The organism is Flavobacterium sp. WC2416 (genome assembly GCF_041200095.1).
In the GTDB taxonomy this organism is placed as follows: Bacteria; Bacteroidota; Bacteroidia; order Flavobacteriales; family Flavobacteriaceae; genus Flavobacterium.
Window position 1 is genome coordinate 1,964,881 of record NZ_CP165626.1, and the last position, 15,380, is coordinate 1,980,260.

At 34.3% G+C, this 15,380-nt stretch carries 12 protein-coding genes; 11 read left to right on the forward strand and 1 reads right to left on the reverse strand.

Annotated elements, in window-relative coordinates:
- Positions 1–148: 148 nt before the first annotated feature.
- Positions 149–1,060, reverse strand: a complete 912-nt coding sequence (locus AB3G39_RS08325; RefSeq protein WP_369764797.1) for a helix-turn-helix domain-containing protein — start codon at positions 1,058–1,060, stop codon at positions 149–151.
- 197 nt (positions 1,061–1,257) lie between these two features.
- Here AB3G39_RS08325 and AB3G39_RS08330 point away from each other — a divergent pair, with 197 nt between their 5' ends.
- The 11 genes from AB3G39_RS08330 (at position 1,258) to AB3G39_RS08380 (ending at position 15,380) form a co-directional block, all read left to right on the forward strand.
- Complete coding sequence (locus tag AB3G39_RS08330; protein ID WP_369764798.1) at positions 1,258–2,109, forward strand: aldo/keto reductase; 852 nt, start codon at positions 1,258–1,260, stop codon at positions 2,107–2,109.
- Positions 2,110–2,161: 52 nt separating this feature from the next.
- Entirely contained in the window at positions 2,162–3,316 is a 1,155-nt protein-coding gene (locus tag AB3G39_RS08335; RefSeq protein ID WP_369764799.1) for an aldo/keto reductase, read from the forward strand.
- A 27-nt stretch (positions 3,317–3,343) separates the two neighbouring features.
- On the forward strand, positions 3,344–3,823 hold the full coding sequence (locus AB3G39_RS08340; protein ID WP_369764800.1) for a nuclear transport factor 2 family protein: 480 nt from the start codon (positions 3,344–3,346) through the stop codon (positions 3,821–3,823).
- 33 nt (positions 3,824–3,856) lie between these two features.
- Positions 3,857–4,297 carry a nuclear transport factor 2 family protein gene (locus AB3G39_RS08345; protein ID WP_369764801.1) on the forward strand — a complete coding sequence of 147 codons (441 nt, stop codon included), beginning with the start codon at positions 3,857–3,859 and terminating at the stop codon, positions 4,295–4,297.
- An 11-nt stretch (positions 4,298–4,308) separates the two neighbouring features.
- A complete protein-coding gene (locus AB3G39_RS08350; RefSeq protein ID WP_369764802.1) occupies positions 4,309–5,922 on the forward strand; it encodes a carboxylesterase/lipase family protein in 1,614 nt (537 codons plus the stop codon).
- 9 nt (positions 5,923–5,931) lie between these two features.
- Complete coding sequence (locus AB3G39_RS08355) at positions 5,932–7,014, forward strand: alpha/beta fold hydrolase (RefSeq protein WP_369764803.1); 1,083 nt, start codon at positions 5,932–5,934, stop codon at positions 7,012–7,014.
- A 39-nt stretch (positions 7,015–7,053) separates the two neighbouring features.
- Positions 7,054–7,686 (forward strand): flavodoxin family protein, encoded by a 633-nt coding sequence (locus AB3G39_RS08360; protein ID WP_369769252.1) that lies wholly within the window; start codon positions 7,054–7,056, stop codon positions 7,684–7,686.
- Between the two features lie 55 nt (positions 7,687–7,741).
- Positions 7,742–8,443: a carboxymuconolactone decarboxylase family protein gene (locus AB3G39_RS08365; RefSeq protein ID WP_369769813.1), complete on the forward strand. Its 702-nt coding sequence runs from the start codon at positions 7,742–7,744 to the stop codon at positions 8,441–8,443.
- A gap of 26 nt (positions 8,444–8,469) precedes the next feature.
- Entirely contained in the window at positions 8,470–9,531 is a 1,062-nt protein-coding gene (locus AB3G39_RS08370) for an alpha/beta hydrolase (protein ID WP_369764808.1), read from the forward strand.
- Positions 9,532–9,542: 11 nt separating this feature from the next.
- Positions 9,543–10,037 carry a cupin domain-containing protein gene (locus AB3G39_RS08375; RefSeq protein WP_369764810.1) on the forward strand — a complete coding sequence of 165 codons (495 nt, stop codon included), beginning with the start codon at positions 9,543–9,545 and terminating at the stop codon, positions 10,035–10,037.
- Between the two features lie 564 nt (positions 10,038–10,601).
- On the forward strand, positions 10,602–15,380 hold the full coding sequence (locus AB3G39_RS08380) for a LamG-like jellyroll fold domain-containing protein (RefSeq protein WP_369769253.1): 4,779 nt from the start codon (positions 10,602–10,604) through the stop codon (positions 15,378–15,380).

The window sequence follows — 15,380 nt, forward strand, 5'->3', positions numbered from 1 at the left end:
AATAGTAGTTTCAAAAGCAATTCAATATCTAAAATTCGAACCACCAAAAGAGATGGATTCATACCTTTAAATAAATATTCTATCGAATTTTTTCTTGTAATCTTAATGGATATGTATGCATTTTGTTAACTTATATAAAATAAGATTTTCAATTCAAACTTCGATATTCATTAGGAGTATATCCTACTCGTTGTTTAAACAATCTAGAAAAATGCTGAGGGTATTTAAAGCCCAACTGATAAGCAATTTCGTTTACGGTTAAATTGTCTACTAAAATTTTGTCTTTTGCTACATCAATTATTTTATTTTGAATGTATTCTTGAGCCGATTTATCTGTTTCCTTTTTTATTAAATCCCCAAAATAGTTGGCTGACAAATGCAGTTCATCAGCACAATAGGCAACTGATGGAAGCCCAATAGTACCTGGTTTATCAGAAGAAAAATAGGTATTTAATACTGTTTCAAATTTCTCCAAAATGCCTTTATTAACATTTTCTCTTGTTATGAATTGACGATCATAAAAACGGTCACAATAGTTTAAAAATAATTCAATATTTGAAGCAATAAGTTTCTTACTATGCTTGTCAACTCCAAGTTGCAATTCTAATTTAATTTTTGAAAAAGAATCTAAAACAATTTGTCTTTCGCGTTCTGACAAATGCAATGCTTCATTTGCATTGTAACTGAAAAAATTATAATCCTTTATACTTTTAAAAAGAGAAGTGCCGTGTATTAAATCAGGATGAAACACTAAGGCATGTCCTTTTGGTTGATATACTTTACCATCAGTTTCAACTTCCATTATTTGCCCGGGAGCAACAAAAACCAATGTGCCTTCTTGATAGTCATAGTAATTACAGCCATAACGTAGATCACCACATTTTATATCTTTCAAAAAGATGCAATAAAAGCCATAATAAATTCGAACAGTCTTTTCGCCACCCCATGATCTTTCGTTTGCCTTTGAAAAATCAATAACACTTATTAATGGATGTAAAGTTTCGCAATTGTTAAATGCATTATATTCACTAATTGTATTAAACTTGACTATTTTGTTCATGATAATATCATTTTATACTACAAATTTAAGTATTTAGATATATCAATTACCATATAGTAAGGGCAATAAGTAATATTGGTAGAACAATCCGTAATCCATATACCAACAACCTTCTCATCAGGTCGGAAATTTGCAGAGTAGTATAAGTTATCCTAATTGCTTGGGGAATTTATAATAACCTGTAAAATTATACAATCATGCAAAACGTAAAATTAAACAACGGAGTAGAAATGCCAATTTTAGGATTCGGTGTTTTCCAAATTCCAGATGCTACCGAATGTGAAAAAACAGTATTAGAAGCTATTGATTGTGGTTATCGTTTAATCGACACAGCTGCTTCCTATATGAATGAAGCAGCCGTAGGTAATGCCATTAAAAAAAGCGGTATCGCAAGAGAAGAATTGTTTATAACTACAAAAGTATGGGTTCAAGATGTTGGTTATGAAAAAACAAAAGCTGCTTTTCACAAATCATTAGACCTGTTGCAACTAGACTATTTGGATTTGTATCTTATTCATCAACCCTATGGAGATATTTTTGGATCTTGGAGAGCTATGCAAGAATTATATGCTGAAGGTAAGGTCAGAGCAATTGGTGTTGCAAATTTTCAGCCAGATAGAGTAATGGATTTGATAATAAACAGTGGATTTACACCTGCTATCAACCAAATTGAAACGCACCCATTTCATCAGCAAATTAGTAACCAAGAATTCCTTCAGAATAACAATGTGCAAATTCAATCTTGGGGACCATTTGCAGAAGGAAAAAATAATATTTTCCAAAATGAAATCTTAATTGCTATTGGTACTAAATATAATAAATCGGTTGCCCAAGTTATCCTTCGTTGGTTGACTCAAAGAGGCGTGGTTGCTATTCCAAAATCAGTGCGAAAAGAAAGAATGATAGAGAATTTTTACATATTTGATTTTGAATTATCAGCAGATGACATGCAGATAATTCAGACTCTAGATACAAAAGAAAGTTTGTTTTTTGACCACAGAGATCCAAACATGGTAAAATGGTTGGGTGAAAGAAAGCTAGATCTGTAGATTATCTTTTAAATAGCAACTAAAATAGTTATCCAATTTAATAAATTCAATTATGAATCGTAGATCCATTTTAAAAGCTGCAGGACTCGCTTTGGCAGGAAGTGCATTATTGCCTTTTAATTCTTTAGCACAATCCACTTCGTTAACGTCTATTTTTGGAAAAAAAGATACAACCCCAATCCCTCTTTCGAGTAAACGAAAACTTGGTGCTTCTCTTGAAGTTTCCAGTATAGGATTGGGTGTTCAAAACATGAGTCGTACCTATCAAACTACAATTCCCTCTCGACCAGAAATGCGCAATATCATTAGAACAGCCTTTGATAAAGGCGTTACTCTATTCGATGCAGCCGAGGCTTATGGTCCTTTTGAAGTGGAACGAATTCTTGGAGAAAGTATAGCGCCTTTCCGTGATAAAATAGTAATCGAAACCAAGTTTGGCTGGAATATTGACCAACAAACAGGCGCCCGATTACCCGGATTAAACAGCCGACCTGAACACATTAAAATTGTAGTGGAAGGAATGTTGAAAAGACTTCGTACTGACAGAATAGATTTATTGTATCAACATCGTGTGGATCCACAGGTTCCAATTGAAGATGTCGTGGGAACAATAAAAGACCTTATCAAAGAAGGAAAAGTACTGCATTACGGACTTTCCGAACCGGGACCGCAAACCGTAAGACGAGCACATGCCGTTCATCCTGTTACTGCTATTCAAAATGAATATTCTTTGTTATGGCGTGGACCTGAAAAAGAAATTATTCCACTTTGTGAAGAACTCGGCATTGGTTTCGTTCCTTGGAGTCCGCTTGGCGTGGGATTTCTAACCGGAGCTATTGATGTAAATACACGCTTCGCTCAAGGTGATATCCGTGGAAATGAGTCTCGTTTCTCGCCAGAGAATTTGCCTCATAACTTGAAAATAGTAGATTTATTAAAAAACTGGGGTGCACAAAAACGGGCCACTGCTGCTCAAATTTCGCTGGCTTGGCTATTGGCACAAAAGCCTTGGATTGTTCCAATACCAGGCACGACACAGATGGCCCACATGCTGGAAAATATTGGAGCATCAGCTATAAAATTTACCACAGCTGAACTAAAGGAATTCAATAATCAATTGAATGCTATTCAAATTCAGGGTGAAAGATTACCAGCCTTTGTTCAAGCTTTTTCTGATGTGGAAGCACCGTTAAAGAAGAAACCATAATCACAATTTAACTTTAAATTATACCAAATGAAAACATTAATTATGAGCCTAATTGCTATAGCAAGCTTCCAATTTTCTTTTGCACAAGAAAATAAAACAACTACTGCTGCTCCCACTTACACAGCCGCTGAACAAGAAGTGATTCAGCTTTCTAAACAAAAATGGCAGTGGATGGCCGATAAAAATATAGATAAACTTGAACCACTCTTTGACAACAAATCAAAATTTGTCCATATGAGTGGTACTTGGAAAAAGGACGAGGAACTCGATATTATTAAAACGGGTAAAATTTGGTATAAGAATGCTAAAGTTCATGATGTAGCAATAGAAACTTTTGAAAAAACGGCAATCCTTTGGAATAGAATTACCCTAGAGGCTATAGTTCGAGGAAGTGAAGTTGTGACTGAATTTACTGTAACAGAAACCTATCAAAAACAAGGCAAAAATTGGAAATTATTAGCTTTAACATTCAGCAGTGTTAGAGATACCCATCAGATTCAGAAATAATAATAAAGATATATAATACTAAAATCTACTACTATGAAAAAATCAATCTTTGGACTACTTCTTCTTGTTTTATTCACAACTAATACTTTTGCTCAAAATACTGCCGAGCAAGAAGTTATTCAACTTTCCAAGCAAAAATGGCAGTGGATGGCCGATAAAAATGTTGATAGTCTCGCTCCTTTGTTTGACGACAAATCTGTTTTTGTCCATATGGGAGGAAGTTGGGGAAAAACCCAAGAAATCAACATCATTAAAAGTGGTGGAATTCACTACAAGAAAGCTGATGTTCATGAAGTGTCTGTAAACATTATCGGTAATACCGCCATACTTTTAAACAGAATTACACTATTAGCAGTAGTTGGAGGGAACGAAGTTACCAATCCTTTTATTGTAACTGAAGTGTATGTTAAAGAAAATGATAGTTGGAAACTTGGTTCCTTATCGTTCACTAAGCTAATGACACCTGAACATTAAAAATTATCTAAATGAAAAAAATAATAGGGTTAGCAATTTTTATTAGTTGCAGTCTATACTCGCAGCTAAAGGTTAATAATGCAACTCCGGAAGCATCGCCAATAGTCAAAACAGCTTCAGGATCATTACGTGGTATAACTGAAGGGGATGTTTCAGTCTTCAAAGGGATTCCCTATGCAACTGCGCCTGTTGGTGAATATCGCTGGCGCCCACCTCAACCTATAAAAGCATGGGTTGGAGTTCGTGATGCAAGCAAATTTGAATCAAATTTTGCTCAAGCGGGATGGGGTGCTGCCCCTGGTTCACTATCGGAGGGCTCATCAGAAGATGGCTTGTATCTCAATTTGTGGCTACCTGCCGGTACTAAGCCGGGAGCGAAACTACCGGTTATGGTATGGATTCATGGTGGTGCATTTGTATTTGGGAGTGGTTCCCAACCTGACTTTTCAGGAGTCCAATTTGCCAAACAAGGTGTCATCCTGATAACTTTCAACTACCGTCTCGGACGTCTTGGTTTTTTTGCATTTCCAGCGTTAAGCAATGAACATCCTGAAGAGCCTAAAGGCAATTATGCCTATATGGATCAGATTGCAGCACTCAAGTGGGTAAAGGAAAACATTGCCGCTTTTGGAGGTAATCCAAAAAATGTAACCATTTTCGGTGAGTCAGCCGGCGGTGTTTCGGTACATTCACTGCTGACCATACCCGTTGCAAAAGGCCTTTTTCAAAAGGCAATCATCGAGTCGGGCGGTGGCCGCGATGGTGTGCTTACCGGAAGACCAATTCATGAAGAGAATGCTGACCGGCATTACCCTGTTTCAGCAGAAACGATTGGGAAAAACTTTGCGCACAAACATGGCATCGAGGGTATAGATGCAACCGCACTGGCAAAGCTGCGCTCTCTTAGTGTTGCTGATATTGTGGATGGAGGTCAGGAAACCGATGGCCCCGGAGGTCTACCTATCTATTCTGGTCCGATTCTCGACGGTAAACTGGTTGTTGAAACAGCAGAGAGCGCCTATAAGTCAGGCAGACAGGCTCGTGTTCCTCTGCTCATCGGTTCGAATAGTGCTGAAGTTCCAGTAGGTTTTGTTAATGCAAAATCTAAAGAAGAATTACTGACATTGTTTGGCAATTTTAATGAAGAAGCAATTGCAGCTTATGATGCTAATGGTACTGCTGATTTTGCTAAGATGCTAACTCTAGTGAATACAGATAAAGTATGGGCAGAGCCTGCCCGGTTTACCGCTAGAGCTTTTGTTTCAAAATCGATACCAGTATATACATATCTCTTTTCTTACGTACCTATCGCTATGAAGGATAGAATGAAATATGGAGCTTCTCATGCTTCTGAAATTCCTTTTGTATTTGACAATCTAATAGAACGAAATGGCTTTAAATTTGATGCAAAAGATAAAGAAGTAAGTAAAATGATGAATTCCTATTGGGTTAATTTTGCTAAAACGGGTAATCCAAATAGGAAAGGGTTGCCAATTTGGTCCTTGTATGATACTACTAAAAATAATATTTTTGAGTTTAAGGAAGATGGATCTGCGGGTAATTTTTTAGATTACAGAAAAGCAAGATTAGATGTAATAGAAAAGGCATTTGAAGACAATAAATAAAAAATAATTATGATGAAAAAGAAAGCAATAAGATCGTGTAGTATATTTTGTTTGTTATTGATGATTAATTCATCATTTTATGCACAAAAAAACACAAAACAGAAACCGTTACTAATAGAAGAGCAAGGAAGTTTTGCTATTGGAGGAACTATCATTACCAATCCGGGTACATTCGATCCGTATAAACCTACTCCTGAAGGACAAACTTTTCGTGGAGACCACGCCTATGTTTTTTATCAAATTCCAGTAAAAGCACGCAAGTTTCCATTGGTGATGTGGCACGGCATAGGTCAGTTTTCTAAAACATGGGAAACCACGCCCGACGGACGAGAAGGGTATCAAAATATTTTTCTACGCAGAAACTTTCAAGTTTATGTGATTGATCAACCAAGAAGAGGGAATGCGGGCAGAAGTACTGTAGCAGCTACCATTAATCCAACACCTGATGAACAGCAATGGTTTGATGTCTTCCGTATAGGCGTATGGCCCAATTATTTTGAAGGTGTTCAATTTGCTCGAGATTCAAATACACTCAATCAATACTTTCGATCTATGGTTCCAAACATTGGTGCTATCGATAGTAATGTTAATTCGGATGCAGTTTCAGCATTATTCAACAAAATAGGTCCAGCCATTTTAGTTACACACTCCCATTCTGGTGGTATGGGATGGCTCACTGCTTTAAAAAATCAAAACGTCAAAGCTATAGTGTCTTACGAACCTGGTAGCGGATTTATATTTCCAGAGGGAGAAGTGCCGTCCCCTTTGACAAGTTCGGCGGGTTCACTAGAAGCTAGTTCGATCCCTATGAAAGAATTTATGAAGCTTACTAAAATACCGATTGTTATTTATTACGGCGATAATATTCCTGAAAGCCTTTCAAACAATCCTGGGGCAGACGGATGGAGAGTACGCCTCCAGATGGCGCGTTTATGGCGAGATATAGTAAACAAATACGGTGGTGATGTAACCGTAGTACATCTTCCTGAGGCAGGTCTCAAAGGCAATACACATTTTCCTTTTTCAGATTTAAATAATATAGAAGTTGCTGATTTAATGAGTAAATGGCTAAAAGACAAAAAGTTGAATTAATTTAATACAGCCGATATATAACCCTAAACAATAATTCAATTGAAAAAAGTAACCACATATTGTTTAATGATGATAGTAACAGCTAGTTTATTTTCGAGCTGTTCCAAAGCACAAAGTTCTGTTAAGCTAGAAAAAGATGGTTTGGATACAAATAGTATTCTAATTGTCTATCTAACACGAACAAAGAATACCAAAGCAGTTGCCCAAATCATTCATAAACAAACTGGTGGCAAATTAGTTGAATTAGAGCTTCAAAATCCATATCCTGAAAATTATAAAGCAATTGTTGATCAGGTCGCCAAGGAAAACGAAACAGGTTTTTTACCCCAGCTCAAAACCAAAATTGACAGCATTGAAAAATATGACACTGTCTTTATAGGTTTTCCAACTTGGGGAATGCAATTACCGCCGCCAATGAAAAGTTTTTTAAGTCAATACAATTTAAAAGGTAAAACTATTATTCCGTTTAACACCAATGCCGGTTATGGCATAGGAAGTAGTTTTGATAAGATTAAAGAACTATGCACTGAATGCAAAATATTCGAAGGATTTGTCATTAAAGGAGGTAAAGAAAGAGACGGAATTTTATTTGTGATGGAAGGTGAAAAGAAAATAAAAGCTGAAAAAGAAATACAAAAATGGTTAAAGAAAATAGGGATTCTGAAGAATTGAAAGCACAATAAATAAAATAAATATGAAGGATTTTAAAATTTTCAAATTTATAGTGATGATAGTTGGCATTTCATTGTTTCCTAATTACGCTAAAGCATATCAGATGGCAACTACCAGCAGTAATTTAAGTGAAAAGGAAAGAAGCATTATTACCATTGCATCACTTACAGCTAAAGGCGATTTAGTCAAGCTAAAATCAGAGTTAAACAAAGGTCTTGAAGCTGGACTTACCGTGAATGAAATAAAAGAAGTATTGGTTCATACCTATGCCTATTGTGGGTTTCCACGCAGCATCAGAGGATTGCAAACTTTTATGGAAGTGCTTAACGAACGAAAAACAAAAGGTATTATTGATAAACCTGGCAAAGAAGCTTCCCCCATTAAAGAGGATGGCAATAAATATCTAAGGGGAAAAACCATTTTGGAACAGCTTACCAAAACGCCACAATCGAATACGCTTACTGGATATTCCGCTTTTGCTCCCATAATAGATACCTTTTTAAAAGAACATTTGTTTGCAGCAATTTTTGAAAGAGATGTTTTAACCTTCACTCAAAGAGAATGGGTTACGATTTCTGTTATCAGTGCGATTGGTGAAGCTGAACCAATGCTAAAAAGTCATTTGTCAATTTGTCTCAATGTAGCTATATCACCTGAACAGTTGAAAGAATTTATAGGCGTAATCCAACCAATCATAGGAAGAAAGAAAACTAAAACTGCAAAAGAAGTAGTAAATGAAGTGTTGGAAAGCAAATAGGTTCAATAATTAAAAAAATAAAAGAGATGAAAAAAATAGCATTAATAATCACATTAGTAATTTCAATAGTAACTGTACAGATGTCAAGTGCTCAAACTACGCAAAAGGAACGAAAGCAAAATCCATATACCTTAGTATATGATGGAGCTATTACAGAAAATGTAAAGGGAAAAGTAAACATACATCCTGTGAGCTATAAAATTAAAGAGATTACAATAGTAGCTAATATTTACACTCCTGCCAACTATAATCCATCGAATAAATATCCTACTGTAGTTATTGCTCATCCTAATGGTGGTGTAAAAGAACAAGTGGCAGGGTTATATGCGCAACGTTTAGCAGAACAAGGTTATATTACAATCACAGCAGATGCAGCCTATCAAGGAGGCAGTGGCGGAGAGCCCCGTAATGTGGATAAACCTGCAAACCGAATTGAAGATATACACGCAATGGCCGACTTTATTTCTCAATATAAAGGGGTTGATATTTCAAAAATGGGATTACTTGGCATATGTGGTGGTGGTGGTTATTCATTAAAGGCTGCCCAATCTGACAAACGTTTTAAAGCAATTGCCACAGTAAGCATGTTTAATTCAGGTGTAGTAAGACGTAATGGTTTTATGAATTCGCAATTTTCAACAATCCAAGAACGATTAAAAGAAGCTTCTGATGCTCGTGCCCAAGAAGCAGCTGGAGGTAAAATTATTTATATGGGCGATACTCAACTTACGGATAAACAAATAGCGGCATTACCGTTTGATTTATATCGTGAAGGATTTGAGTATTACGGCAAAACACATGCGCATCCAAATTCTACATTTAAATATACAAAGAGTAGTCTTATGGATTTAATGACATTTGATGCCAGTACCAATATGGACTTGATAAACCAACCTTTGTTAATGATAGCAGGAAGTAAAGCCGACACCTTTTATATGACAGATGATGCATTCAACAAAGCAACGAATGCAAAAAGCAAGGAATTATTTCTAATCAACGGAGCTACACATATTGAAACCTATTGGAAACCAGAATATGTATTACAAGCAGTAAATAAATTGGTTAATTTTTATCAAATCAATCTTTAAAGTTTAAAAAGATGAAACTTAAATATATTGCAGGAATATTTCTTATTGGAGTATTTGCATTTTCATGTAAAGCACAAAATAAATCAACACTTTCAAGAAAAATGAAATCACAAAAATTAAGCATTTTTCCCAAAGGAGAAAAAATTACCAACGATAATTTTACCGGTGCAGCTTATTTACAAATGCTTATAGCTCCTGATAGTCTTAATCCAACTTCAGTAGGAAATGTAACCTTTGAACCTGGAGCTAGAACCAAATGGCACCTTCATCCGGGCGGACAAATTTTGTTGGCCACCGATGGAGTTGGATATTATCAGGAAAAAGGGCAACCTAAAAAAGTACTTCGCAAAGGAGATGTAATCAAATGTCCACCAAATATTCCACATTGGCATGGTGCCAGCGATGATACCTATTTTGTTCAAGTAGCAATAACAAATACCCAAAACGGTGTACCTGTTTGGTTAGAAGCTGTAACAGCTGAAGAGTATACAAGTTCAAATAAATAGAAACAGAAAAATACAGTCAAAACTAATTGAAAAGCCACATGTCCGAAACCTTTAGAAATAATGATATCAGAAAAATACTTAAAATTCAAATATTTCTTGTTGTGGTCAAACAAATCCTGATTTAAACTATATTCAATAATATAAAAAAAATACTACTGAATTTTTTAGTAAGTTGATACCTCAAAACAGTCGGCTAATAGTTTCAAATCTTCTAATAAAAGGTTCGAATTTTGTACCATAAGGTTCACTTAATTACCCTTGTATAATACTAATAGTCAGTATTTTACAAGGGTTTTTTTTTGTTCTAATTTTAAAGTAGTTACCCGTTTATGTGTAGTGTTTTGAAAGTTGATTCTTTTAAATTTGTTCTAATCTGACTTGATTCTATTTTATAAAAAAATGTTTTTAATCGATTATTTTAGTATTTAGTCGAAATAATTTTGTTTATTTTATTGTTTTTCGTAAGTGTTTTGTTTAATTTTAAGGACTATTAAGTGATATTTATTATAATTAATTACAATCGCCATGAAGTTAAAATTACTCAAAAAACTTTTTTTTATAATTTTGTTACTTAGTTCATTAATTAATTTTGCACAAACAGCAACTATAAATGTAAGTTATGGTAGTCCTGCAATCAATATTTCAAATGGCGGGTCTGTAGCCTTTGGTTTATCTGGTGAAATTGAGTTTTCAGTAACCAATATCCCTACAAATGGAAATCCTACTTTAAATATTCAAAGTATTTCTTCTAGCAATTTAAATTTTGTTATTTCGTCTATTCCTTACATTTCTGATGATAAAATTAAAAAAGGAGATGTTGGTAAATTTAAAATAAAAAGGAATTCGTATAGTTGTGGTACAGGTTCTTCTGTTATTACTATAGATTCAAATATTGGATTTTTTTCTTTTACGGTAAGTTTTGATAATAGACCTTCTATTTCAGTTTTAGGAGGAACACCAACACAGCCAATTTCTAATGGACAAACAGTACCTACTTCGGCTACTGGAACCTTATTTGGAACGGTTACTGTGGGAGCATCTGCTTCAAGAACGTATGCAATCGTTAATACAGGAACTTGTCCTTTGATATTGGGGAGTTTAACTTGTTTTGGTTATAACCCTTCAACTGGAGTACAATCAGCAGATTTCTCAATAGTACTTCTTACTGCAACTACAATAAATCCAGGTGGTGTTGCCTATTTGATGGTGAAATTCACGCCACAATCAACTGGTACTAAAGAGGCTATTATTTCAATTCCTAGTAATGATTCTGCAAAGCCTATTTACACTTATGTTGTGAGTGGTGAAGGATATGACCCAACTATAACAGGTCCGGGAGGAGGAAATCCTGATTTTAGACTTTGGCTTAAAGCTACAAGAGGAGTTAATTTAGCTACTGGGGTAAAGATCCCTTTATGGAAGGATTTAGGATCTCTTGGAAAAGATGCGTCACAAACTACCGTTGCAAATCAACCTACATATATTGATGCGGCTAATGGTAATATTAATTTTAATCCAGTTGTGAAATTTCAAAATGATGGTTCAACTCTTAGTCAGTTTTTGTACAATACTGATAATGGATATTATACGCACGAAACTTTTATTGTAATGGAACCAGATGTTGCCATTGATGGTTCTACATCTCCAATGACAATTATTTCAGGAACTTCGGCATCAAACCCATCTTATCCGATTGTTTCCGGTGAACTTACAGGGATTGGATTTGGGAATTTTTCGTCTCGTTTAACAAATGAAAGATTGTGGTTTAATCAATGGCAAACAAATGCAACTATGCCTTATTTTAGTGTAGGTGATGCAGTTGGAAATTATGCTAAAGCAGGGATAATTAACACTAGAAACACATCAATTATGGCTTTAATGGGTGTAGATTTATTATTTAATTCTAACACAATTGGAATTTTGAATAGTTCAAGTACGCTTTACAGTAATTTAGGTTATTTAGATGGTACAACTTGGAAAGGTACTCCATATAATATTGGTAAAAATATAAATAGCGGGACGAATTATGGGAATCTAAATGGTAGGGTCGCAGAAATATTATCATATGCTTCTCGTGTTTTAGATGGGAATCGTCCAAAGATTGAAACATATCTTGCTATAAAATATGGAATTACTTTAGGAATTAATGGTACAAGTAAAGATTATATTAATTCTGCTGGGGGAATCATTTGGAATAGTACTTCAAATGCAGGTTTTAATTATAACATTGCTGGAATAGGTAGAGATATAGCATCAGATTTATATCAAAAACAATCAAGAAGTTCCAATGACAATAATGAGGTAACAATTGGTTTAGGGGTCATTGCAAGTACCAATAGTGCTAATATCAATGAATTTGTAATAGATAAAAATTTTTTAGTTTGGGGTTCTGATAATGGTACGTATTCAGCTAGTAGTTCAAATGTAACAACAATACGTACAGGTTTGACTACTTCTGCTACTAGAATAAATAAAAAATGGAAAGTGGTAGAAACTGGAGGAGATGTTGGGAATGTATTTGTTGGGATTCCGGTAGCAGCTTTTAGTGCATTTTCAAAATTAGCAACAGAAGAATATGCATTGATTGTTAGTGACAATAGTGCGTTTAATGATGGCGACATAGTTGATGTAATTCCACTAAAATCCGATGGTAATGGTAATTTACAAACTTGGTATGATTTTGACGGAACTAAGTATTTCACTTTTGGTAAAGTGCCTAAAGTTGAATCTAAAGAATTGGTAAGTATTGGAGCTAGTAATTTTTTAGTAGGTGAGTATGCTTTGAATCTTAATAGTGGTTCTTTTACTATTGGTTTTTGGTTGAGAAATGACGGTACAGTAGCTGCTAATAAAACCATAATGAGTAAAGGAATTAATTTAGAATTACGATTAAATTCCGCTAATAAAATTGAAGCTTTATGGGACGGTAGTTTGAAATTTGTTTCAAATACTGCAGTTGCAGATGGAAAATGGCATAATATAGTAGCAATTTACTATCTAGGTAGTGCAGATCTTTATATAGATGGAGTATTGGATTCATCCACTTTTAATCTTCAAAATCCAACACCTAATTATTCAAGATATTCTGTAGGTGCACTTTATGTAAATAAAAACGATATTAGAACTCCATTTTATGGTGAAATTGATGAAATTCATATCTGGGATACGGCATTAACATCAAATCAACTCAATTATTTGATGAATCAGGAAATTAATAAATTTGTTGATAATACTGCTGATGGTGCCATATTACCACATAATATTTCCAGTAATGAGATTAAATCAATTCCTTGGACTACATTAAAAGCCTATTATGATTTTAATACATTTTATGGAACAACCATTGAAGGATTGACAGATGAACGAAATTTTTTAAGAATCAAATATCTAAATAAAAATAAAATTATAGCTGGGGTTCAAACCGCTCCATTGCCCTATGAAACTATCGCTGACGGTGCATGGAACGATTCGTCTATTTGGAAAAATGGAGCAATTCAAACTATTCCTAATGCAGTTTCAATTGTTAATGTTGGACTAACAGTAAATGGAAACATTGTAAAAATTAAACATAATGTAACTTCTACCGGAAATAAAACAGTTTTAGGATTGTTTGTGGAAGGTACAGACGCAACTACTTATAAAAAATTATCAATTAATAACGATACTAAAATACAAATTTCACATTATTTAAAATTGGATGGTTTAATAGATTTAACTGGGCAATCCCAATTAGTTCAAACTTTGAATAGTGAGCTCGATGTTTCAAGCATAGGTTTTATAAAAAGAGACCAACAAGGAACGGTAAATAAATATAATTATAACTATTGGTCTTCTCCTGTAGGACCTATAAATGGTACGGCAATTAATAATAACTATACCGTAGATGGTGTTTTTAAAGATGGAACTACAACAACTCCGTTAGCGATTAATTGGGTTTCTGGTTATGATGGTAGTGCATCCCCTTTAAGCCTTGCAAGGTATTGGTTGTATAAATTTGAAAACGGTTCTGAATATGCTAATTGGATTCATTTTATTGAAACGGATCCCATTCGACCTTCTCAAGGATTTACATTAAAAGGAGCTGGTGTTTCTGGATCTACCCAAAATTATACATTTAAGGGAAAACCTTTTAATGGATTAATAAATAGCAATACGGTTTTGGCAGATAATTTATTTTTGGTAGGTAATCCTTATCCTTCTGCTTTAGATGCTTTTGAGTTTATAAGAGACAACATTTCTGTTGCAAATGGAGGAAATAATTCGGTAAATATAATTGATGGAACGCTTTATTTTTGGCAACATTCCCCTAGCAATGGCACTCATATATTGTCAGGTTATACAGGAGGATACGCGACATTGACTTTAGTAGGAGGGGTTGCCCCAGTTGCGCCGGTGGGGATTAGTGGTGTGGGTACCAGTACTAAAATTTCATACCAGTATATTCCGGTTGGACAAGGTTTTTTTGTAAATGGAGATGTGAGTATTGGTACTTCAGAACCAATTATCTTTAATAATAATCAACGGGCTTTTGTTAAAGAAAGTGACGTGGATGATTTGTCAGTTCCAATTTCTAATACTTTATTTAAGAATAGTGTTTCAAATAAAACTAAAAAAACAGATCATTTTAATGATAATAGTAATGATATCGTATATAATAATTATAACACTAAAATTAGATTGGGCTTTAACACCGTTAATAAATTCCACAGAGAATTACTTATAGGATTTATGAATGAGTACGCAACCGATGGTGTAGACGTAGGGTACGATGCATATCAAATTGACACTCAAGATAATGATTCTTATTTTTTAATTAATAATTTAGAATATACTATACAAGGAGTTGGATCGTTTGACACATCAAAAACATATCCGTTGGGAGTTGTAGTTGATACACCAGGAGCTGTTCAGTTTATGATTGATGCAGTAGAATTCTTACCTTCAAATACTAATATAAGTATTCATGATAAAGAAACATCTACTTATTACGATATCACAAATGGGACTGCTGAAATTGATTTAGTTGCAGGATCTTATAACAATCGATTTGAATTAACATTTGAAACGGCTAAGACGCTTGCTGTTGAAAAGAATGAATTAAAGAATTCGAATTTATTGATTTATAATAATGACTTGGAAAAGAAGATAAATATAACTAAAAAAGCAGATGTAATAATTGATGAAGTTTCAATATATAACATTCTTGGTCAAAAATTAATTGGAGTTGACAATTTATCAGGTTTAGATACAATTGAAATTCCTTTCAATGTACAACGAGGAACTTATATTGTAAAAATTAATACTAATAAAGGAATGATAAGTCAAAAAGTTTTAAAAAAATAA